Genomic DNA, 20,150 nt, shown 5'->3' on the forward strand with positions numbered 1-20,150 from the left:
AAGGGGTCGCAGGTTCAAATCCTGTCAGCCCGACAGAGAAACTGCAGTTCAGAGGCGGGCCGCCCATTCCTGACCCTGACCTCCGCCCTCCGCAGCCGCGCGGATGTCCGCACCGACGTCCCGGCGCGCTACGCCAAGCAACTGAGCAGCCACCTGGGCCGCAAGGTGCCGTTCGACACCGTCGGAGCCACGTCGACGGCCCGCCTCGACACGGCGACCCGTGCGGGAGAGTCACGAGACGGTGAACGAGCCTCGGTCGCCCGCGGCAGTCGGCGTGGGACAGTTCCGTCCTCTTCTCAGGAGGCCGCGCCCACGGGCACGAGCTCGGCCGACGGCTCCGCCTCCGCGTGGCCGTCCTCGATCGCTGGATTGCCCGGGATCGATCGGGTGATCGCGACCGATACCAGGGCGAACGCCGCGACCAGTGCCGCCCACACCGCCGGGCCGCCGGCAGCGGCGATGCCAGCGACGACCGTCGCAACTGCACCCAGCCCGTACTGGGACGCGCCGATGAGGGCCGCCGCCGAGCCGGTGTTCGAGCGCACCGAGCTCATGCACCAGCTCATCAATGCCGGTTCGGCGATGCCCAGACCGAAGAGGCCCACCGCCATGCCCGCGATCACCACCGGGAGCCCGACACTCGTGCCGGTCCCGATCGCCGCCAACAGTGCGCCGGCGAGAGCGATGAACCCTCCGGCGAGCGACTGACGCCTCAGGTCACTGGAGGCCGCCATGCGGTGGGCGGCCACCGCACCGAGCAGGAACGCGATCCCCGTTCCGCCGAAGACCAGCCCGAAGGCGGCCGGATCCAATCCGTACCGCGCCTGGTAGACGTACGAGGCGCCGCCGATGTAGGCGAAGAGCATCATGAACAGCGCCGAGATCGCCGCCAGGGGTCGGACGAAGTCCCGCGTCCGCACCAGGTCGCGGTAGGCGCGCAGCACCGGGGCGGGAGTGAACGGAGTCCGGTGCTCCGCCGGCAGGGACTCGCTCTGGAAGACGGCGGCGCTCGCCGCGACGAGCGCGCCGAGGAGGCCGAGGACCACGAACACCGATCGCCAGCCCAAGTGCTGCTCGATGAGCCCTCCTGCCGCCGGAGCGACTACCGGGGCCAGTCCGGCCACAGTCATCAGCACGGCATAGAGGCGGGTTGCCGCCAGGCCGACGACCCGGTCGCGGACCGAGCTGTTGGCGACGACCACGGCGAGGGCGCCGCCGATGCCTTGGACGATCCGGCCGGCGACCAGTACACCGATGGACGGTGCAACTGCCGCGAGGACTGACCCCGCGACGAACAGTCCGAGGCCGACGAGCAGTGGGCCGCGGCGCCCGATGGCGTCGGTGATCGGGCCGGCGACGAGCTGTCCCAGGCCGAGCACCAGCAGGAAGCCGGTCAGCGTCAGCTGGGTGGCCCAGACGGGGGCCGAGAAGTCGGCGCCTATCGCCGGCAGCGAGGACAGGTACATGTCTGCGGCGAAGGGCAACAGAGCCACGATCGCGGCGGTGGTGAGCGTGAAGGAACGAGGGACGACGTGATTCATCGGAGTATGTCCAGCAGGAAGGAGGGCCCAACGGGAGTCCGCCACTACTGTAGACCAGAAGTAGTACACCTGTATCAGTCTGTGAGGATCTGTGATGAAGCCCATCGACGGGTTCCCTCGCCAGGCACGCGCCGTACGGAAGCGCAAGGAGATCCTGCGTGCCGCGATCACCCTGATGACCGCCGAGGGCGCGGCAGCCGTCACGCATCGGTCCGTCGCGCAGGCGGCAGGGGTCTCGCTCGGCGCCATCCGGTACTACTTCGACACGCGAGAGGCTCTGCTGCTGGCGTGCGTCGATGAGGTCGAGAGCGAACGGGCCGTCTCTGCGGAGGACGTGCTCGCCGCGGCACAATGCCTGCACCCTGCCGGCGCCGCAGACGTCGCCCAACTGCTCCTGACGGCGTACTACGGACCCCGCCAGGACGATGCGACGCTCGCCGGGACCCTCGGCTGGGTCGTGGACTGCGCCCGCGAGAGCGACGCCTTGTCGGCCCGCCTGGCTCGGGCGCGTGACGTCATGGATCGCCAGGTGGGCGACCTGCTCGACGCCTGTGGTCGAGGGGAGGTGCCTGTGACTCTCGTCGGCGCGGTGATCGACGGCAGCGTTGTGACCGCGACGGCCGAAGGGGAGCGGTCAATCGTCGGCCGAGCCCTGCGTGAGCTCGTCGGACTCCTGGAGATCTGTTCGCGAGCGCGCTCCCACGCGGGATGAAGCGATCGGGCGTTGAACCTGCAGCCGTGCACAGCCCGCGTCGTCACGTCGATGAGCGGGCCGTCGCGCGCGGAGTGGACCGATGAGACCTCGTCGAAGGGGACCGCGGTCCACGAGGAGGCGGTCCGGGCCACGCGAGCTGGTGCACGGGGGTCAGTGGGGCCGTGTGACGCTCAGTCCGCCGGTGGCCGCGTGGAACCGTGCGCCACCAGCTGCCAGTCGCCGTCGGACTTCGTCCACACTGCGAGGGACAGGTTCTCAAAGGTCCGGGGGGCGCCCTGCACCGTCATGTCACCGGACAGACGACCGACGACGATCGCGGTGTCTCCGAGGACGCTGACCCGTTCTACCCGATGTGTCAGCCGCAGGTAGACGTAGTAGCCGTTCTCCACCTTTGCGAGGTAAGCGGACTTCGTGTCCCGCACACCGCTGGCGTGCGTGTACAGCAGCCGGTCGTGGAACATCCGCCGCAGTGCCGGCACGTCCGCGCGGAGGAGCGCCTGGCACCGGGCCTCTTCGCTGGCAGAGATGGGACGCGCGTCCTCGGCGGCCGTCACGGCGTCACCTTCGGGCCACAGCGGATCGGGGTGCTCATGAGTGCTCCTTTGTGTCGCGCGGACCAGCGCCCATGGGTCGCCCGGTTCCGGGGGGTTCTGGGTCGGATCTCCCCGACGGGACGGCCTGCGGACGGCGCCGGAATGCGCGACGACCGTGCGCGAGGCCGCGCCAGGAGGCTCGACGAGCCGGGTCAGGAAGCGCGGAGGGTGCGCAGCGGCGGCGTGACCCGCGCCAGCTCGTCCAGCATCGCCTTCCCGGCAGCCTCGAGCTCGGCGTTGGGGACGAAGGCGTCAGCATCGAAGAACTGGGTGAAGAAGGGGATCGAGATCCCTTCGGGCACGGTGAGGATGCGCAGGGCTCCGAGCACCGGCTTCAGGGCCGACGACGCACGGAGGCCGGCAGAGGCGCCACCGTAGGTGACGAGACCGGCGGCCTTGTCGGCCCACTCCGCCGAGAGGAAGTCCAACGCGTTCTTCAGGGAGGCGGGGAAGGAGTGGTTGTACTCCGGGGACACGAAGATGAAGGCATCGGTGCGATCGACCGTCGCGCTCCAGCCCTTTGTGTGCTGGTGCACGTATCGCCTCAGCCGTGGGTGATGCGGTTCGTCGAACACAGGCAGGCCGACGTCCGCCAGATCGATCAGCTCGACGTCGAACGCACCATGTGCGCTGCCAGTTCCTGCACCCATCCGGCGACGGCGACGCCGCGACGACCCGGACGAGTGCTGGCGGCGACCACCTGCAGGACGGGGTGGGACACGGGAACCTCCGTGGTGTTCCGAGGGCGGTGGACCGGATGGGGGAGGGCCGTTGAACGTTCGTGGGACGGGGCATCTCACGCACATCGTCGGCGGTCGTGAGGAGAGCGCCCGTCTTCTCGATGGGCTCCTCGACGGTCAGACCCGGCGCGGTCTCCCACAGCACGAGGCTTTCGGGCGTCACGTCGGCGGCGGCGAGATCGGTGACGATCCGGTCGACGCGGCCGCTGCCGGCGGCAGGGTGGAGTCCTGCACGATCTTCGGCGACCCGTCGCGGGCGACGTGCTCCATCGTGATGATCACGCGGCGGGCGGCCCTCGACGAGGTCCAACGCCCCGCCCATCCCGTCGACCATCGTGCCGGGGACGAACCAGTCGGCCACGGTCCCCTTACCTGCGTTGATCAGGTCCGCGTCCTCCTCGCCCTGGGTGGCCTGCTCCAGCAGAGCGTCGATCAGCGTGATCGGGGCCCCGCAGAGACCGAACCCGCCGACGGGGAGCATCGAGCCGGGCGCGATGTCGACGACGGCCTCTCGCGCGCTGGGTAGGACCTTGTCCACGAGTCCTCCAGAGGATGACCAATCCGAACAATCCGTAACGATAGTCGAATCGCCTCCCGGCTCCCCGCCGGGCTGAAGATGCCTGGCTCACCGACCGACGCCACAAGACGGAACAGAGTGACGGGCGGTGCCCATGTGCCGTGTGCGGCAAGTGCGGTTATCGGACGAGTTTGGACTGATGCCGACGCCCCCGGTGGCCGAGAACGGATCATGCGCCCCGTTGTTCCTCACCTTGGAGTTCCCGTGACCATCAAGGCTCGGCTGGTCCTCAGCACCGTGCTAGTCCTCGCGCTGGTTCTCGGTGCGCTGGTCGCCGTCGTTGCGAGTCTGGCGACCGGGCAGGCCAAGGATGATGGCTTGCGGTACGCCGAGAGCGTCGCGACCGCGGAGGCCGAGCAGATCCAGAGTGGTCTCAGCCGCCAGCTCTCCACGGCGCAGACGCTGGCACGCACGCTCGCCACGATGGCGGGTACCCGGAAGGCGGACCGGGAGCTCGCGGATGACGTCATCCTGCGCCTGGCAGAGGACGACCCGACCCTGGCGGGAGCCTGGGGGCTGTTCGAGCCGAACGCGTTCGACGGCCTCGACCAGGCGTACGCCGGCAGTCCCCGCACCGACGCGAGCGGTCGCTACGCGACGGCTTGGATGCGGGACGGCGACGTCCTCGCGACGACCGTGATGTCCGGTTACGACGAACCCGGGGCCGGCGACTACTACCTCCTCGCGCGCACCTCGGGCACCGACGTCGTCACCGACCCCTTCACCGTGAACGACGTGACCATGTCCTCGGTGACGTCGCCCGTCCTCGTGGGCGGGGCGACTGTGGGCGTGGCCGGTGTCGACGTCACCCTTACGAGCATCGAGCAGCAGATCGATGGCATCAGACCGTACGAGGTCGGCCACGCAGCGCTGGTCACCTCGAGCGGCGTGGTCCTGGCCAGCAACCGGCCAGGGGACGAAGTGGGCAGCACGCTCGTGGGCGAAGTGGGCGAAGTGGGCGATGCGGCCGGCGAGGCGGTGGCGGAGGCGTCTCTCGTCCGGCGCAGCACGGAGAGCGCCGACGGCCCCTCGGTGGTCGTTGCCGCCCCGGTGGCCGTCGCCGAAGGGCAGCACTGGGCGCTCGTCGTCGAGATCCCGGAAGCGGCGATCCTCGCCGACGCCAGCGCACTGCGGACGACGATCCTGGTGGGCGCGGTGTTCGCGATGCTCGTGGCTGCGGGGGCCGTGTTCCTGGTGGCGCGGCGGGTCGTAGCGCCCCTGGACGCGATGCGTGGCCGTATGGAGGAGATCGCCGATGGGGACGGCGATCTCACCGCCCGGGTCGACGACAGCCGCACGGATGAGATCGGTCGTTTGGGCGCCGCCTTCAACCGCTTCGTCGACAAGGTCGCCGAGACCGTCTCGGGGATCGGCCGCGCGTCGGAGATCCTCGTCCGGGTCTCCGATGACATGTCCGGGGTCTCGAGCAGGATCGCCGGCTCGGTCGGCCACACCGCGGCGCAGACGGAGCAGGTGTCAGCGGCTGCGGAACAGGTTTCGCGCAACGTGCAGTCGGTGGCGGCAGGCGCCGAGGAGATGGGTGCCAGCATCCGGGAGATCGCCTCGAACGCTCAGGAGGCGGCGCTGATGGCTGGCGAGGCGGTGACCGTCGCAGGGGACACCAACCGAACCGTCACCCAGCTCGGTGAGTCGTCCCGGGCGATCGGTGACGTGGTCAAGGTGATCACGTCCATCGCGGAGCAGACGAATCTCCTGGCCCTCAACGCGACCATCGAAGCTGCCCGGGCAGGTGAGGCCGGCAAGGGCTTCGCGGTGGTCGCCAACGAGGTCAAGGACCTGGCGCAGGAGACGTCCAAGGCCACCGAGGACATCGTCCGCCGGGTCGATGCCATCCAAACCGACACAGCTCGTGCGGTGGAGGCGATCTCCAAGATCGACGCGGTGATCTCCCGCATCAGCGACTACCAGACGGCGATCGCCAGTGCCGTGGAAGAGCAGACTGCTACGACGAACGAGATGTCCCGCAGCGTCAGCGAGGCAGCGGTGGGCGCGGGGTCGATCGCCACGTCCATCCGCACCATCTCGGCCGTCAGCGGCGAGACCGGTGAGGACGCCGAAGGGACGAAGGCCGCCAGCGCGGGACTCGCAGCGATCACGGCAGACCTGACGCGGCTCGTCGGCCAGTTCAAGGTCTGATCCGCCGACCGGGACAGCACCTCGATCGATCCGGCCACCGGCCAGCGCGCACGAGGGGGTTGATCATCGGGGCGGACGAGGCCTTCCGGCTGGATCGGACCACTCGGCGAGCGTTGATGTCCGTCGCTGAGCGCGCACGGTGGCATCGGTCAGGACCAGGACCGAGGGGCGGCGCCGGCGGTGTACGGCGATGTCTGTCCCCGGAGCCGGCCGGCCGCCGCACTCGCGTCCGGCGTCCGGTCCCGGAACTGCCTCATCGGGTCGGACCGGGTCGCGCCGCCGCCGAGCGGCAGGGCTGGCCGGGGCCGCCCTCTTCCGCACGTCGGGAGAGGCCCGCATCGGGCAATTGGGCAGGCGCACTGCCGCAGGGGTGACGCTCTGTGCCGGGTGACATTTGCTCTGCGGTCCAGGTCGCAGAAGCTCTGCCCCCAGCGGCAGGCGCCAGCTTCGGGCGCGGCCGCTCGGAGCACGTCGCCCGCCCCGGCATCGGACTGCTCCAACGACCAGGCAGCTCGTCGCGGGTGCGCCACCCGTTGCGCCGTCAGTCTGTCCAGCGACCCCTAGGAGCTTCAACATGTCGGACCCGACTCAGACCAGCTCACCGGAGCGGGCCGGGGGTCTGCGAGCGCCCCACATCACGGTGCTCGTCATCTCGGTGGCCGCCCCCCTCGCCGTCGTCCTCGGCACGCTGCCGCTCGGGCTGGCGCTGGGAGGGCCGTCGCTCGTCGTCATGTTCCTGGTCGCCGGCGTGATCCTGGGTCTCTTCGCCGTCGGATACGCGGCGATGAGCCACCGGATCACTGAACCTGGCGGGTTCTTCCCCTACATCAGCGCGGCCATGGGCCGCGTGGCCGGTTCCGCGGGCGCCTGGCTGGCGATCCACCTACGGCGCCTTCCTCATCGGCGCCGTCGTGATCATGGGGTTCTTCGGGGCTCAGATCTTGCAGGTCGAGACCGGCCTGAGCGTGTCGTGGCAGGTCTGCGCGGCGATCGCCTTCCTGCTCGCCGTGGTGCTGGCGTCGCTGAACATCGAGATCGGCGCAATGGTGATCACCGTCGCAGTCGCTCTGGAGTTCCTGGTGATCCTCGCGCTCGACATCTTCATCCTCACCGGTGACGACGGCGATGGGCTCCCGGTAGAGGTCTTCTCGCCGGAGATCGGTTTCGGCAGCGGCTTCGCCGTCGCGCTGATCTAGGCGATCATGCGCTTCTCCGGATTTGAGTCCGCCGCCCTGTACGCGCCCGAGGCCAGGGATCCCAAGCGGACGGTCGCTGTGGCGACCTACGCGACGGTGGCGATCCTGACGCTGCTCCTCGCGTTCAGCACCTGGGTGATCATCGGAGCCGTGGGCGTGGACGAGGTCCGGACTGCGTCGCTCGACTCCTACGGCAACATCGTGTTCGAGCTGATGGGCGCGCATGCGCCGGCATGGGTGAGCCACGTCGTTTCGTACATGATGCTGTTCAGCCAGTTCGCTTCGACCCTGGCACTGACCAACGCGCTCGCCCGCTACATCCAGGCGCTGGGCCAGAAGGGGCTCCTGCCCCGGTGGGTCGGCGAGCGGGACCGGCGCAGCGAGGCGCCCAGGCGTGCGGTGGCGGTCAGTGCCGGCACCGCGGCGGTGGTGCTCGTCCGTCCTCGCTCTGCTGCAGCTCGACCCGTTGCTGGACATCTCGTCGGTCCTGTTCGGGATCGGCACGCTGGCGATGGTGGTGCTGCAGGCGGCAGCCGCAGCTGTCGTGACCCTGTACTTCAGGCGCCGCGAAGGGCGGCAATGGTGGAGACCTTCCTCGCGCCCCCTCTCGGAGCCATCGGGCTCAGTGTGGCGTTCGTGCTGATGGCCAAGGAGTTCGACCCCATAGCAGGCAAGGATTCCTCGTTCATCTCGCTGCTGCCCCTGCTCGTGCTCACAGCGGTCGGGGGTGCGCCTCACGCACTGAACGTCCGCCGGTGGGACCCGGAGAAGTACGCCGCGCTGGAGTTCGACCGCGACCGCGTGGAGAGTCGGGACTCGACGATCTCGAGGACGCGCAGGGCCGAGCCCGTGTGACCCCGACGTCCATCCGGCGGTTCACGCCCTGACCCGGCGGCCGTGCGGCTGCGCGGACCTCGGACCCTCTCGAAGGACCGACCGTGATGAGTACGAGGGGTCTGCACCCGGACGTCGATCACCTTCCGGCGCGGGACCGACGGCAGGACTCCCGCGACGCATGGCTCGACGGCCTCGAGCTGGTCACCGTCCCTGTTCGCCACCGTCGCCGGTTCCGCCGAGCAGGACAACGTGGGGCCGACTCGCCGCGGTAAGGCCATGGCCGACGGCGGCTTCCTGACCGCGGCCGCCACGCTACCGAGGTCGCGCTGGGTCCCAGGGGTGCGAGCCCACACCGCGACCAGGGTGTAGCGTGGTTCGTTAAACGGATGCTCGTGTTCGAATTTCATCCTGGTCGCCTGTGATTCCGGCGCCTTCCGCGGCACCGCCACCTGGGAGCGCCTCTCCCGGCGCTTCGCCCCCCTGCCCCCGTCGTCCCGAGATGGACAGGAGACACGATGCCCCCTTACCGCGGTGCCGGGTCTGCGCCGTCCGCAGTGGACGTCGTGGTCATCGGTGTGGCGCTGTCCGGGTTGGTGGCGGCGACGCAGCTGAGGGCAGCGGGCCTCTCGCTCATCGTCGTCGAGGGACGCGACCGCGTCGGCGGCCGACTCGACAGCGCCACGTGCGCCGACGGACGGGTTCTTCAGAGGGGCAGTGAGTTCGTCGCACCCGGTGCGACGGAGCCGCGGGCTTTGGCGGCCTCGTTCGGCATCCGTCTCGAGCCCGCGCCCCCGCAGGGGGCGATGATCCGGCTGACCCCTGCGGGCCGGGTCGTCGAGGTGAGTCCGTTCGAGCAGGATGCCGCGGCCGCGGCCGCGTACTCCGGGGCGTACGGGGCGCTGGCACGGCTCGCCGAGCAGGTACCGGCCGAGCACCCCTGGGAAGCGAAGGTCGCGACGGACCTGGACCGGCAGAGCCTGGCGGGGTGGCTGACAGCGAACGTCGCGAACCAGGCCGCGCGTGAGCTGATCGAACGGGACTTCTTCACCTTCGGCGACCCCCACGGTGTGTCGCTGCTCTACGTCCTGTGGAGCGCCGCCCGCGCCGGCGGACTCGACGCGTTGCACGACCTCGGGGACCGGTTCGTCGGGGGGACCTCCTGGGTCGTGGCGGCACTCGCCGGCCGGCTCGATGCGCCCCTCCTCCTGGGGCGACCGGTCACCAGGGTCGAGCACGATGCCGGCGGAGTGCGGGTCACGCACGGTGGCGTGACGACCCGAGCGCGCGCGCTCGTGGTGTCGATGGAGCCCGGTCAGGCGGGCTCCATCGAGTTCGTCCCCCCGCTGCCGCCCGATCGGGATCAGCTGCAGAGGCAGTGGCGGGCGGCGCACGGCGGCAAGGCGTTCGCGGTGTACGACGAGCCGTTCTGGCGCCGCGAGGGCTTGAGCGGGGCGGCCGTGCTCGACGGTCCGTTCGCCGTTGCCCTCGACGCCTCGACCAGCGACTCCAAGGACGGCGTCCTCCTCGCCTTCTATGGCGACGACGGCGCGGCCGCCACGGAACTCGCTGACCTGAGGGCACGGCCCGACGGGGTGCGCCAGCGGGTGCTCGACGACCTGGCGCGCGCATTCGGCGATGCTGCACGCAGGCCGCGCGAGTTCCACTTCTTCGACTGGTCCGGTGATGCCTGGTCGCAGGGGTGCGGCACCACGGTCCCGCCAGGCGTGCTCACGACCGTGGGGCACACCCTCCGCCGACCCGTCGGCCGGATCTTCTGGGCAGGCTCCGAGAACGGTGCCGCCGACTGGATGGAGGGCGCCGTCACTTCGGGTGCGTCAGTTTCCAGCGCCTTGGCAGACGAACTCGGGGAGAAGTGATGATCATCCGTCTCGGTCGTGAAGAGGCAGTCGTCGACGAAGCGGGCGACACGGGCAGGCTGTCGGTGGTGGCCGACCGGTCGCTCGACCACCGTCAGCTCGCGGCAGCTCTCCGGCGTTCCGGGCTGGGTCGGCTCGACGATGCCCACGCCTGGCTCTCGATCGCTGAGCTACGCGCACGGTGCGTGGAGCCGCACGGCGCGAGCGCCGAGCAGTTCGACGCGATGGTCGCCTACGCGGCCGGCCGCGGGTGGGTCGCCGGCGAAGAGCTGCGGGCGCACATCGACCTCGTCGACACGGGGGCGCGGTGATGTCCCTGGCCCGACCGGCCGGTCGCGCCCTCCGAGGGGAACGGCGCAGCATGGGCGGCTCCGCGCGCATCCTTCCTCGCCGGCCGGTCGGGCTCCTGCGCGCGGCGCGCCGACCCTCCCGGGTCATCCGACTGCAAAGGCACACGACGAAGGAGAAGACATGGACGTGTTCGTCCTGGGCGCGACCGGCATGGTCGGCTCGACTGTGGTGGCCGAGCTCTCGGAGCGAGGCCACCACGTCACTGCTGGGCTGCGCCCGGGCGGGTCGCCGCCGCCGAAGGGTGCCGCTGGTCATGCGATCGACCCACGCAGCGCCTCTTCCATCGCGATTGCGGTCGGCGGGTACGACGCCGTGGTCAGTGCCCTGGGCGGCGGCGCCCTCGGTGACCCGCGGTTGGTCGCGGATGCCGCGCCCCAGCTGCTCGAGGGTTTGGCCAGGGCCCGCGTCCGCAGACTGCTGGTCGTCGGCGGCGCAGGCAGTCTGATCAACGCCGATGGTCGGCGGCGCGTGGACGCGGAGGACTTCCCGCCGGCCTGGCGACAGGGTTCTGTCGCGCAGGCCGATGCCCTCGATACCTACCGGGCGTACGAGGGTCCGGTCGAGTGGACCTACCTGTCGCCGTCCGACGGGATCTCGCCCGGCGGGCGGACCGGCGACGTTGAACTCGGCGAGGACCAGCTGCTCCTTGGTCCCAGCGGGGAGTCGTGGGTGTCCGTCGAGGACTACGCGGCGGTGCTCGTCGACGAGCTGGAGCGCGGCGAGCACCTCTCTTCCCGGTTCACCGTGCGGACGCGGGCGGCCCGGCCCTCGGGCAAGGCCTGACGGCCGCCTGCTGCCCGGCGCGGCCACTGCCCGTCCTGGCGACGCGAGTCACCCGAACAGGAAAGCGAGGAACGGGATGGTGAGGCCCGAGGATCGGGAGCAGGCAGCAGGCGTGATCGACCACGGTCGTCCGCGCAGGCTGGAAGGCTCCGTACCGGCCGGTTCGCTGGTCGTCCTCGCCACGCTCACGGCGCGGCCGGGGCTGCGTGGGGAGCTCGTCGCGGCAGCCCGTCGCAACGCCGCGCGATCACTGGCGCTGGAAGACGGGGGATGCCTTCTCTTCCTCGTGGTCGAGGACACCGAGGACCTGGAGGTCCTCCGCTTCGTGAGCGCGTTCCAGGACGAGGCCGCCTTCGAGGGGCACCGGAGCACACCGCACTTCCGAGCATGGCGCGAGGAGTCAGCCGAGCTCCTCGCGGCCGAGCAGCCAATCAGGCACTGGCAGGGCGTCACGGTGTGACGAACGCGTCCTGGCACACGGGGAGGGCATCACGACGGCACACCGAGGGTGGTGAGGGTGCGACGTCCGAGCGAACGAGATATCCCGGCCACCTGGGCGAGGTGACATCCGACGTGCCAGAGATGCGCAGGGAACTCGGCGAGGGGCGCGAAAAGGTTCAGGCGCTCACGTTCTCGGACCGGAACGGATCTGCAGCGCGGGTGATCTGCTCGCTCGCCTCCCACAGGGCATCCACGTGGTCTTCCAGTCCACGGGCGCGACCGTCGGGCACGAGCATCGCGAGGCTGGCGATTGCCGTCCCCGCGGCGTCCAGCACCGGAACGGCTACGCCGTGCACACCGGTCTGCAGTTCATCGTGCGAAACGGCATACCGCATCTGGCGTACGGCATCGAGCTTGCGTCCCAGGGAAGGCTCGTGGTCCAGGCTCTCCGTGACCCGACGGATCGCGGCCGGCGGGAGGAAGGCCAGCAGAGCGCGTCCACTCGCGCCGCTGGCCAGTGAATGCCGGGACCCGATCTGGTGGCTCACCTGGAGCACGTGCCGTGACGCCACCGCTTGGTCGAGCACGACGGCGTCCATGCCGTCCGCGACGTGCAGCACAAGCGACTCGCCGGTCTCCTCGGCGACCTGCGCCATGACCGGTGCAGCGGCGGCCCGCAGATCCGGCTCCAGCACACTGGCCAGCCGGATCAGCGTCGCCCCCGGCCGGTAGACCGACCCCTGACGGAGCACGAACCCGCGCGCATTGAGCGTGACCAGGAGACGGTGCACGACAGTGCGGTTCAGCCCCAGCCGCTCCGCGAGCTGTGAAGGAGTCAGTGCCTGTCCACGCCCGAGTTCCTCGAGGATGCGCAGGGCGTGGTCCGCAGTCTGTGCGATCTCGGCCATGGGCTCAAGGTATCGCTATTCGAACATGGCGTTGGCATGAGGACCACAGCTCCCTCCTAGGGGCGAGCCAGAACGGCAACCTCACGGGCAGCTGGTCGGGCACACGGCGGTCCAGGCCGTGCACGTGCACTGCCGATCCACGGGCCGCTCGAGCCTTCCCATGTCGACCGGGTGCTCATGGACCAGCGCAGATGTACTACAGGTACTGGCCGTCGGGACGATGGTCCCGCCGGTCATCGGTTCGCGACCCATCCAGCCCATCTGTCCAGGTCCAATCCGGCCGCCGGCGGCGTACGTGCGACCCGGCCTCTGTCTCGCTGGCTCACCTTCTCCATTGGTCGGACCGTCGCAGGTTGGGAGCGGTGACGCACAGTGGCGAAGTGCCGGTTCTCATGGTGGTCGCAGTCGGAGCTCCGCGGCTTCCGCCGATTGGTCGTCCTCGACGGGGATCCGTTCGACATCGCACCGGAGGACTTCCGGCACGTCACGGCAGCTCCGGCATGGTGCGCTGGCGGACGGGTGCACACCGGGCGGATCGCCCCCGGTCCTGATCGACCACTGAGGTCGAGCAGCGTCCGTTCGCACGTACCAATCGGCTGAGGAGCACGCGCGTGTTGAAGAACATCCTGGACGGACACGGCCGGATCCCCGCAGTGGGGACCTCCGCCGGCGTCCTCGCTGGAGCAGCATTCGCCGCCCAACGCCGGTGGCTCTTGGAGTCGGAAGTCCGGCGGGCGACGCCCGTCGAGACCGACCCGCTGTCCGAGATCCCCGCCGAGGCCGATGTCGTGGTCATCGGAGCGGGCATCGCCGGGATCAGCACCGCGCTGTACCTCAAGCAGTTCGGTCTGCGGACGGTGGTCTCCGAGAAGCGCTTCGTGGGCGGCGAGGCGTTGAGCCGGAACTTCGGCTGGGTCTACACCAACGCTCTGCACCACAACAAAGTGCCGCTGGCCGTACTGGCCAAGGACATCTGGATGGGTTTCGCCGACCGCTTCGGCTTCGACGTCGGGGTCCGCCGGAACGGCAACCTGCAGCTGATCGCGAACGAGGAGCATCTTGCCGTCCAGTCCGCGTGGCAGCGCGAGGCCACGCAGCGTTTCCCCCGGGACGTCGACGCGCGGATCCTGGGCCGCGACGAGATCGAGGACCTGATCCCGAACGCCGGCCGTCAGTTCATCGGCGCTCTGCACCAGCCCAGTGACGGGTCTGCCGAACCGACCCACGCGGTGCCGGTGATCAGCAAGGGTGCGCGCGCGGAGGGCGTCAAGGTCTTCGCGCCGGTGGCCGTGCGGGGAATCGAGACCGCCGGCGGCGCGATCCACAGCGTGGTGATGGAGTTGGGGGAGGTGCGTACCAAGCGCGTCGTCGAGGCCGCCAGCGATTGGTCGCGACTGTTCCTCGGCAACCTCGGTGTCGACCTGCCGCAGCAGGGCATCGCCTCCTCCCTGATGAGGGTCAAGGGCGGTACGGCCTTTCGCGGCGCCGGCATCGGCGGTGGCGCGGCCTGGCGAGAGCAGATCGACGGGTCCTACGCGATCGGCGTGACCATGCACGCCGTCCCGGTCACCCTCGACAGCTTCCGCCTGCTGCCGCACTTCCTGCCGGCCCTCAAACTCGCACTCGGGAACCGGGCCGAGCGGCTCCTGAGCGTGCAGGTCGGCAGCGATCTCCTCGCTTCCCTGCGCACGAAGCGCATGTGGCGGAACGACGAGGTCACCGAGTTCGAGCGCGTTCGGATGCTCACCGCTCGGCCGATGGTCAAGGCCGGCGACAGGGGTCTGGCGGCGGTGCAGGAGCTGCTCCCGGCCTTGCGGGACGCCGCGATCGTGGAGCGCTGGGCCGGGGTCGTCGACGCCACCCCGGACTACACGTCCGTGGTGTCCGAGGTCCCCGCCATCCCAGGCCTCTTCGTCAACACCGGGCACGGCGCCCAGGGGTACTCCCTGGGTCCCGGCGTCGGACGCCTTGCGGCGGAGATCATCGCCGAGAAGCCGACCAGCATCGACGCGGACATGTTCCGCTTCAGCCGCTTCTCAGATGGGTCACCGCTCCGCATCCGGGAGTTCATCTGACGGCTGCGTCGCCGTGAGGCGGGCGCTGGTGGGGGGATGCCCCACCGAAGTAGGTCCGGTCACCCGGGACTCCATCGTCGATGCGGCTGAGCCGCGAACTCGGGCGCCGGTGGGGGAGTGGCCGACGACGCCGGCGACGGTGATCGTGCAGCGGATCGACTGGACCGGTCGATGGCGGTCCTCGAGGGTCGGGTGTGTCAGCTGTGGATGTTGTCCATGCCACCGGATCCGGTGTCCCAGATGAGCGCGACGGGGCAGTTGATGGCTCAAGCGATTGGCCGGCTGGAAGAGCCCAAGCCTCTCCCGCTCCCGAGCTCCTCGAGGACCGTGAGCGCATGGTGTCCCAGTTGTACATATATCGACCAAGTGCTTGCGGTTATCGGAACAGGCACTAGGGTCATGCAGGAGCAGCTCACGACCGCCCGCCGCAAACCCCTCCGCGGGATCAGCGGCTGGGCGCACGTCGTTCGCCACGACCGGTACTGCAGAAGGAAGACGATGAACAAGTCCGCCCTTTCCCACTGGTGGCAGCAGGTGGAGCTCCGCAACGGCGGTCCGATCACTGACCGCCCGGCGCTCGACGGCGACCGTGACGTCGACGTGGTCATCGTCGGCGCCGGCTACACCGGTCTCTGGACGGCGCTCGAGCTGCTCACGGAGGACCCGTCCCTGCAGGTCATGGTTCTCGAGGCCAAGGTGGCTGGCTACGGTGCCTCTGGGCGCAACGGCGGTGCCGTGATCGCCCGGATTAGCGGCTCGCGCGAGTTCTGGGCCAAGCGCGGTGGCGGCCGTGAGGCGGCGATCCGCGTGGAGCGCGCCGTGCAGCAGGCGGCCGCCGAGGTGGGCAAGGTCGTCGAGCGGGAGAGCATCGACTGCGGGTACGCGCAGAACGGCGTCGTCATCGTCTCGCGCAACGACCTCGAGGCCCGCCGCCTCAAGGCTGGCATCGAGGAGGACCGGAAATTCGGCTTCGGGCCTGAGGACAGTCGCTACCTCGAGCGCCAGGAAGTGCTCGAGCGGATCAACATCGCCGGCGCTCTCGGTGCCCGCTTCAGCGCGCATTGCGCAAGCGTCGACGGTGGCCGGCTCGTCCGCGGGCTCGCCGAGGCCGTCGAGCGGCACGGTGGTGTCGTGTACGAGAACTCGCCGGTGACCAGGATCGAGCAGGGCAAGGCGGTGACCGCCCACGGGACGGTGCGTGCCCGCTTCGTCATCCGGGCGACAGAGGCCTACACCAAGTCGATCGACGGTCAACGCCGGCAAATCATCCCCGTGCACACCTCGATGCTGGCGACGGAGGTCCTGAGCGAGGACCAGATCGCCCAGCTGCGGTGGTCCAGCCATTCGGCGCTGCTGGCCGAGCACCCCTTCCTGCACCTGCAGTTCACCAGCGACAACCGGATCGCCATCGGCGGCGACGACCCGCGCGTCCCCTACCGCTGGCGCTCGGCCCCAAACGCGGACGAGCCGGCGTCGCCGCACGTGACGCAGCACTACTACCAGCAGCTGATCAAGCTCTTCCCCTTCCTCGACGGCGGCGGCATCGCCCACTCGTGGCAAGGAGTCTTCGGCGCCAGTCGCAACTGGGCACCCAGCGCCGTGCCGGACCGGAACACCGGCCTCGGCTGGGCCGGTGCCTACGTGGGCGAGGGCCTCGCGCCGTCCAACCTCGTCGGTCGCCACGATGCGCGACCTGATCCTCGGCCGGAGCACCGAGCTCACGGCCTTGCCGCTGGTCAACATGAAGCCCCGCAAGTGGGAGCCCGAGCCGCTGTGCTTCATCGGTGCAGGCGTCATCTGGGCGGCCCGGGCGGCCGGCGACCGCAAGGAGGCGCGTACCAGCAACGCTCCCGCGCTCGTCGACCTCTGCAACCGCACGGCCGGCTTCACCGGTCACCTGGGCTGACCCGCAGATGAGCGCGGAATCGGCCGCAGTGGAGCGGGAGGTCAGGAGAGGCGGGCTGGGCGAGTACCCGCTCGAAGGTCGGGTCGCGGTGGTGACCGGTGGCAGCAGTGGCATCGGCGCCGCCACCGCCCGCCGCCTCGCCGGCTACGGGGCACGCATCGTCGTGGGCTACAACTCGGGCCTGGAGCGCGCGGAGAGCGTTGTCCAGGGCCTGCCTGGGGACGGGCACAGCGCAGTGCGCATGCCCATCGAGGACACCCCGGCACTCGAGCGAGCCCGTCATGAGATCGAGGAGCGATACGGCCGCGTCGACGTCCTGGTGAACTCCGCCGGGGCGACGCAGAAGATCGCGCACGCTGACCTGGCGGCAATGGACGACGAGCTCTTCGACTCGATGATGCGGCTCAACGTCCGCGGCCCCTTCGCCGTGACCCGGACCTTCGCCCCCCTGCTGGTCGCCTCCGGGGACGGCGTGGTCGTCAACGTCTCGTCGCTCTCGGGAACCACCGCGCTGGGCAGCAACGTGGGCTACTGCGCCGCGAAGGCCGCGTTGGACAACCTCACGATGTCGACCGCCCGCGTTCTCGCGCCGGAGGTCCGCGTCCTGGGAGTCGCTCCTGCCGCGGTCGAAACCGACTTCGTGCAGGGACGAAGCCTGGACGCGATCGTCGCCCAGGCCAGTGGCACCCCGTTGAAGGTCGTCGTGCACCCGGACGACGTCGCCGAGTGCATCGCCGGAGCCGTGACGCACCTGCGCATCGCGACCGGGACCACGCTCGTCGTCGACGGCGGCAAGCACCTGTGACGAAGTCCTTCCCGCAGTAGAGCCAGCCCGCTACTTCCATCCATCTCTCCGGCGTTCCGACGCCGGCTGCACTCCCTGGAGGGTCGCAATGACCGACGTCCACCAGATCAGCGCCAACGGACTGCTCGTCTCGTCCGGTCAGGAGCTGGCCTACCTGCCCGGATTCGGCAACCAGCACGTGACCGAGGCCGTCCCGGGCGCACTCCCGGAAGGGCGGAACAGCCCGCAGCGGGCACCCCTGGGGCTCTACGCCGAGCAGCTAAGCGGTACGGCGTTCACCGCACCGCGCCACCACAATCGGCGCACCTGGGTGTACCGCATCCGGCCATCCGCGCAGCACTCGCAGTACCGTCGGGTCGACGCCCGCAACCTCCTCGCGGCGCCGATCGCGAACGAGGCTCCGGAGCCGAACCGGCTGCGCTGGGACGCCCCGCCGTTGAGCGAGGCGCCGGTCACCTTCGTGGAGTCCCTCTTCACGATGGGCGCCACCGGCGACGTGCGTGCACAGGACGGCGTGGCGATCCACCTGTACGGCGCCACCGCGTCGATGGACCGCGAGTACTTCGTGAACGCCGACGGCGAGATGCTGATCGTTCCCGAGCAGGGTCGGCTGCGAATCCCGACCGAACTCGGCATCCTCGAGGTCTCACCCGGCGAGATCGTCGTGATCCCGCGGGGGATCCGGTTCCAGGTCCAGCTGCCCGACGGGCAGGCCCGCGGCTACGTGCTGGAGAACTACGGGCACATGCTGACGCTGCCCGAACTCGGCCCGATCGGGGCCAACGGCCTGGCGAACCACCGCGACTTCCTCAGCCCGGTCGCGGCCTACCAGGACCGGGATGAGGACGTCGTCCTCCATCAGAAGTACCTCGGCAACCTCTGGGCCGCCGACTACGACCACTCGCCGCTCGACGTGGTGGGCTGGCACGGCAACTACGCCCCGTACAAGTACGACCTGTCGAAGTTCATGGTCCTCGGCACGGTGTCCTTCGACCACCCCGACCCGTCCATCTACACCGTGCTCTCGTCGCAGAGCGCCGTCCCGGGCACCGCGAACGCGGACTTCGTCATCTTCCCGCCGCGCTGGCTGGTCGGTGAGGACACCTTCCGGCCGCCGTGGTACCACCGCAACATCATGAGCGAGTTCATGGGGCTCGTGTACGGCGTCTACGACGCCAAGGCGGAGGGCTTCGTGCCCGGTGGGGCGAGCTTGCACAACACCTTCACCTCGCACGGCGCGGACCACGCGACGTACGAGCGGGCCAGCACCGTCGAGCTCCAGCCGCACAAGATCGACAACACGCTCGCCTTCATGTTCGAGACCCGCCTGCCCATCGTCGTGTCCGAGCAGGCGATGGCTGCAGCCACCCTGCAACCGGACTACGACGACGTCTGGAACGGCATCGAACGGCACTTCCGTCCCTGACCGCGCAGCAGCCCGCTGCCCTACCGGAGGAGCGCCGGTGCCGACCTTCCACTTCGGCGAGCAAACCCTGCCCTATGGTGTCGTTGCCCCCCGGGGTGGCGCGCCCCGGGTGGGTGTCGCCGTCCGTGACCTCGTCCTCGATCTGGCCGTTCTGCTGGGGACCGAGGAGTTCGGGCGCGACACCCTCGCACCGTTCATGGCGGCCGGACCGCGCCGGTGGGCCGAAGTTCGCTCTGCGGTCGCCGCCCGAGTGCGCAAGGGAGTCCACGCGGGCCAGCCCGACGTCCACGGCGTCGACGAGGTCGCCGTGCTCATGCCCTTCGAGGTCGCGGACTTCGTGGACTTCTTCTCCGGCATCGAGCACGCGAGCAACGCCGGCCGCATCCTTCGGCCGGGGGAGGAGCCGCTCAAGCCCAACTACCGGCATCTCCCGGTCGGCTACCACGGACGGGCCGGGACGGTGATCCCATCCGGCGCGGACGTCGTACGCCCCGCGGGCCAGCAACGCCGCGGGGACGAGGTCGCCGAAGCGCCCACGCGGCGGCTCGACGTCGAGGTCGAGATGGGATACGTCGTCGGCTGCCCCTCCCGGCAGGGCGAACCGGTACCCGCCGACCGCTTCCGGGAGCACGTGTTCGGCGCCGTCCTGCTGGTGGACTGGAGCGCTCGCGACATCCAGGCGTGGGAGTACCAGCCGCTCGGACCGTTCCTCGGGAAGTCCTTTGCCACGACGATCAGCTCCTGGGTCGTGCCGATGGCCGCGTTCGACGACGCGTGGGTGTCGGGGCCGCACCAGGAGCCGGCCGTGCTCGCCTACCTGCAGGTCGCCGAGCCCAGGAACCCTGCGGTCACCTTCGAGCTGGAAATCGACGGGCACGTCCTCAGCCGGCCGTCCGCCGGCTCCCTGTACTGGTCACCGGCTCAGCAGCTGGCCCACATGACGCGCAACGGTGCCTCGCTGCGCACGGGTGACCTCTACGGGACCGGGACCATCTCCTCCTTCGATCCGGCGGGCCAGGGCTCCCTCCTGGAGCTGTCCTGGGGCGGTACGCGGGAGATCCCCATCGGTCCGGGGACGACGCGGACCTTCCTGGAGGACGGCGACCGTGTCGCCCTGCGCGGCTGGATCGGTGGTGATCCGGCCTTGCCGATGGGGGAGGCCGTTGCCACGATCCGGCCCGCCCCCTGAACGTGCGTTCCACCCACCGCGGCACAGGGAGCT

The 20,150-nt window shown here is 70.0% G+C and carries 17 protein-coding genes; 13 read left to right on the forward strand and 4 right to left on the reverse strand.

Going from position 1 to position 20,150, the window contains the following annotated elements:
* Positions 1 to 296: 296 nt before the first annotated feature.
* On the reverse strand, positions 297 to 1,646 hold the full coding sequence (locus O2W53_RS18025) for a multidrug effflux MFS transporter (protein ID WP_269164441.1): 1,350 nt from the start codon (positions 1,644 to 1,646) through the stop codon (positions 297 to 299).
* Between O2W53_RS18025 and O2W53_RS18030 the strand changes: the two genes are divergently transcribed.
* Positions 1,636 to 2,253: a TetR/AcrR family transcriptional regulator gene (locus O2W53_RS18030; protein WP_269164442.1), complete on the forward strand. Its 618-nt coding sequence runs from the start codon at positions 1,636 to 1,638 to the stop codon at positions 2,251 to 2,253. The genes O2W53_RS18025 and O2W53_RS18030 overlap by 11 nt on opposite strands.
* A gap of 173 nt (positions 2,254 to 2,426) precedes the next feature.
* Here the strand turns inward: O2W53_RS18030 and O2W53_RS18035 are convergent, their stop codons facing one another.
* Together O2W53_RS18035 and O2W53_RS18040 are read right to left on the reverse strand one after the other, a co-directional pair.
* On the reverse strand, positions 2,427 to 2,810 hold the full coding sequence (locus tag O2W53_RS18035) for a nuclear transport factor 2 family protein (protein WP_269164443.1): 384 nt from the start codon (positions 2,808 to 2,810) through the stop codon (positions 2,427 to 2,429).
* 191 nt (positions 2,811 to 3,001) lie between these two features.
* Entirely contained in the window at positions 3,002 to 3,499 is a 498-nt protein-coding gene (locus tag O2W53_RS18040; RefSeq protein ID WP_269164444.1) for an NADPH-dependent FMN reductase, read from the reverse strand.
* Positions 3,500 to 4,370: 871 nt separating this feature from the next.
* On the opposite strand from O2W53_RS18040, the gene O2W53_RS18045 reads away from it, so the two are divergent.
* The 7 genes from O2W53_RS18045 (at position 4,371) to O2W53_RS18075 (ending at position 11,827) form a co-directional block, all read left to right on the forward strand.
* Positions 4,371 to 6,323 carry a methyl-accepting chemotaxis protein gene (locus O2W53_RS18045; protein ID WP_269164445.1) on the forward strand — a complete coding sequence of 651 codons (1,953 nt, stop codon included), beginning with the start codon at positions 4,371 to 4,373 and terminating at the stop codon, positions 6,321 to 6,323.
* A gap of 911 nt (positions 6,324 to 7,234) precedes the next feature.
* Positions 7,235 to 7,519 (forward strand): hypothetical protein, encoded by a 285-nt coding sequence (locus tag O2W53_RS18050; RefSeq protein WP_269164446.1) that lies wholly within the window; start codon positions 7,235 to 7,237, stop codon positions 7,517 to 7,519.
* 6 nt (positions 7,520 to 7,525) lie between these two features.
* The gene (locus O2W53_RS18055; protein WP_269164447.1) at positions 7,526 to 8,374 is read left to right on the forward strand and encodes an APC family permease; all 849 of its coding nucleotides are present in this window, start codon (positions 7,526 to 7,528) and stop codon (positions 8,372 to 8,374) included.
* A 536-nt stretch (positions 8,375 to 8,910) separates the two neighbouring features.
* Complete coding sequence (locus O2W53_RS18060) at positions 8,911 to 10,233, forward strand: flavin monoamine oxidase family protein (RefSeq protein WP_269164448.1); 1,323 nt, start codon at positions 8,911 to 8,913, stop codon at positions 10,231 to 10,233.
* Positions 10,233 to 10,544 (forward strand): hypothetical protein, encoded by a 312-nt coding sequence (locus tag O2W53_RS18065; RefSeq protein ID WP_269164449.1) that lies wholly within the window; start codon positions 10,233 to 10,235, stop codon positions 10,542 to 10,544. The genes O2W53_RS18060 and O2W53_RS18065 overlap by 1 nt, the downstream gene beginning before the upstream one ends.
* Before the next feature lie 160 nt (positions 10,545 to 10,704).
* Positions 10,705 to 11,367: an NAD(P)-dependent oxidoreductase gene (locus tag O2W53_RS18070; protein ID WP_269164450.1), complete on the forward strand. Its 663-nt coding sequence runs from the start codon at positions 10,705 to 10,707 to the stop codon at positions 11,365 to 11,367.
* Between the two features lie 112 nt (positions 11,368 to 11,479).
* Positions 11,480 to 11,827 (forward strand): putative quinol monooxygenase, encoded by a 348-nt coding sequence (locus tag O2W53_RS18075; RefSeq protein WP_269164451.1) that lies wholly within the window; start codon positions 11,480 to 11,482, stop codon positions 11,825 to 11,827.
* Between the two features lie 157 nt (positions 11,828 to 11,984).
* Here O2W53_RS18075 and O2W53_RS18080 read toward each other — a convergent pair whose 3' ends face one another.
* Positions 11,985 to 12,716 carry an IclR family transcriptional regulator gene (locus O2W53_RS18080; RefSeq protein WP_269164452.1) on the reverse strand — a complete coding sequence of 244 codons (732 nt, stop codon included), beginning with the start codon at positions 12,714 to 12,716 and terminating at the stop codon, positions 11,985 to 11,987.
* A gap of 614 nt (positions 12,717 to 13,330) precedes the next feature.
* Here O2W53_RS18080 and O2W53_RS18085 point away from each other — a divergent pair.
* The 5 genes from O2W53_RS18085 to O2W53_RS18105 all read left to right on the forward strand — a co-directional run bounded on the left by O2W53_RS18085 (position 13,331) and on the right by O2W53_RS18105 (position 20,117).
* Entirely contained in the window at positions 13,331 to 14,791 is a 1,461-nt protein-coding gene (locus O2W53_RS18085) for an NAD(P)/FAD-dependent oxidoreductase (protein WP_269164453.1), read from the forward strand.
* Between the two features lie 399 nt (positions 14,792 to 15,190).
* The gene (locus O2W53_RS18090; protein ID WP_269164454.1) at positions 15,191 to 16,708 is read left to right on the forward strand and encodes an NAD(P)/FAD-dependent oxidoreductase; all 1,518 of its coding nucleotides are present in this window, start codon (positions 15,191 to 15,193) and stop codon (positions 16,706 to 16,708) included.
* Positions 16,705 to 17,502 carry an SDR family NAD(P)-dependent oxidoreductase gene (locus O2W53_RS18095; protein ID WP_269164455.1) on the forward strand — a complete coding sequence of 266 codons (798 nt, stop codon included), beginning with the start codon at positions 16,705 to 16,707 and terminating at the stop codon, positions 17,500 to 17,502. The genes O2W53_RS18090 and O2W53_RS18095 overlap by 4 nt, the downstream gene beginning before the upstream one ends.
* A gap of 88 nt (positions 17,503 to 17,590) precedes the next feature.
* On the forward strand, positions 17,591 to 18,928 hold the full coding sequence (gene hmgA, locus O2W53_RS18100; RefSeq protein WP_269164456.1) for a homogentisate 1,2-dioxygenase: 1,338 nt from the start codon (positions 17,591 to 17,593) through the stop codon (positions 18,926 to 18,928).
* Positions 18,929 to 18,965: 37 nt separating this feature from the next.
* Positions 18,966 to 20,117 (forward strand): fumarylacetoacetate hydrolase family protein, encoded by a 1,152-nt coding sequence (locus O2W53_RS18105; RefSeq protein WP_269164457.1) that lies wholly within the window; start codon positions 18,966 to 18,968, stop codon positions 20,115 to 20,117.
* Positions 20,118 to 20,150 lie beyond the last annotated feature (33 nt).

Origin of the sequence: Modestobacter sp. VKM Ac-2978, from assembly GCF_026968025.1 — a bacterium.
Lineage (GTDB): Bacteria > Actinomycetota > Actinomycetes > Mycobacteriales > Geodermatophilaceae > Modestobacter.

Coding starts and splice junctions, on each gene's coding strand:
- O2W53_RS18030 (WP_269164442.1), top strand. CDS start 1,636: ATGAAGCCCATCGACGGGTTCCCTCGCCAGGCACGCGCCGTACGGAAG.
- O2W53_RS18025 (WP_269164441.1), bottom strand. CDS start 1,646: ATGGGCTTCATCACAGATCCTCACAGACTGATACAGGTGTACTACTTC.
- O2W53_RS18040 (WP_269164444.1), bottom strand. CDS start 3,499: ATGGGTGCAGGAACTGGCAGCGCACATGGTGCGTTCGACGTCGAGCTG.
- O2W53_RS18055 (WP_269164447.1), top strand. CDS start 7,526: ATGCGCTTCTCCGGATTTGAGTCCGCCGCCCTGTACGCGCCCGAGGCC.
- O2W53_RS18065 (WP_269164449.1), top strand. CDS start 10,233: ATGATCATCCGTCTCGGTCGTGAAGAGGCAGTCGTCGACGAAGCGGGC.
- O2W53_RS18070 (WP_269164450.1), top strand. CDS start 10,705: ATGGACGTGTTCGTCCTGGGCGCGACCGGCATGGTCGGCTCGACTGTG.
- O2W53_RS18080 (WP_269164452.1), bottom strand. CDS start 12,716: ATGGCCGAGATCGCACAGACTGCGGACCACGCCCTGCGCATCCTCGAG.
- O2W53_RS18090 (WP_269164454.1), top strand. CDS start 15,191: ATGCAGGAGCAGCTCACGACCGCCCGCCGCAAACCCCTCCGCGGGATC.
- O2W53_RS18095 (WP_269164455.1), top strand. CDS start 16,705: ATGAGCGCGGAATCGGCCGCAGTGGAGCGGGAGGTCAGGAGAGGCGGG.
- hmgA (WP_269164456.1), top strand. CDS start 17,591: ATGACCGACGTCCACCAGATCAGCGCCAACGGACTGCTCGTCTCGTCC.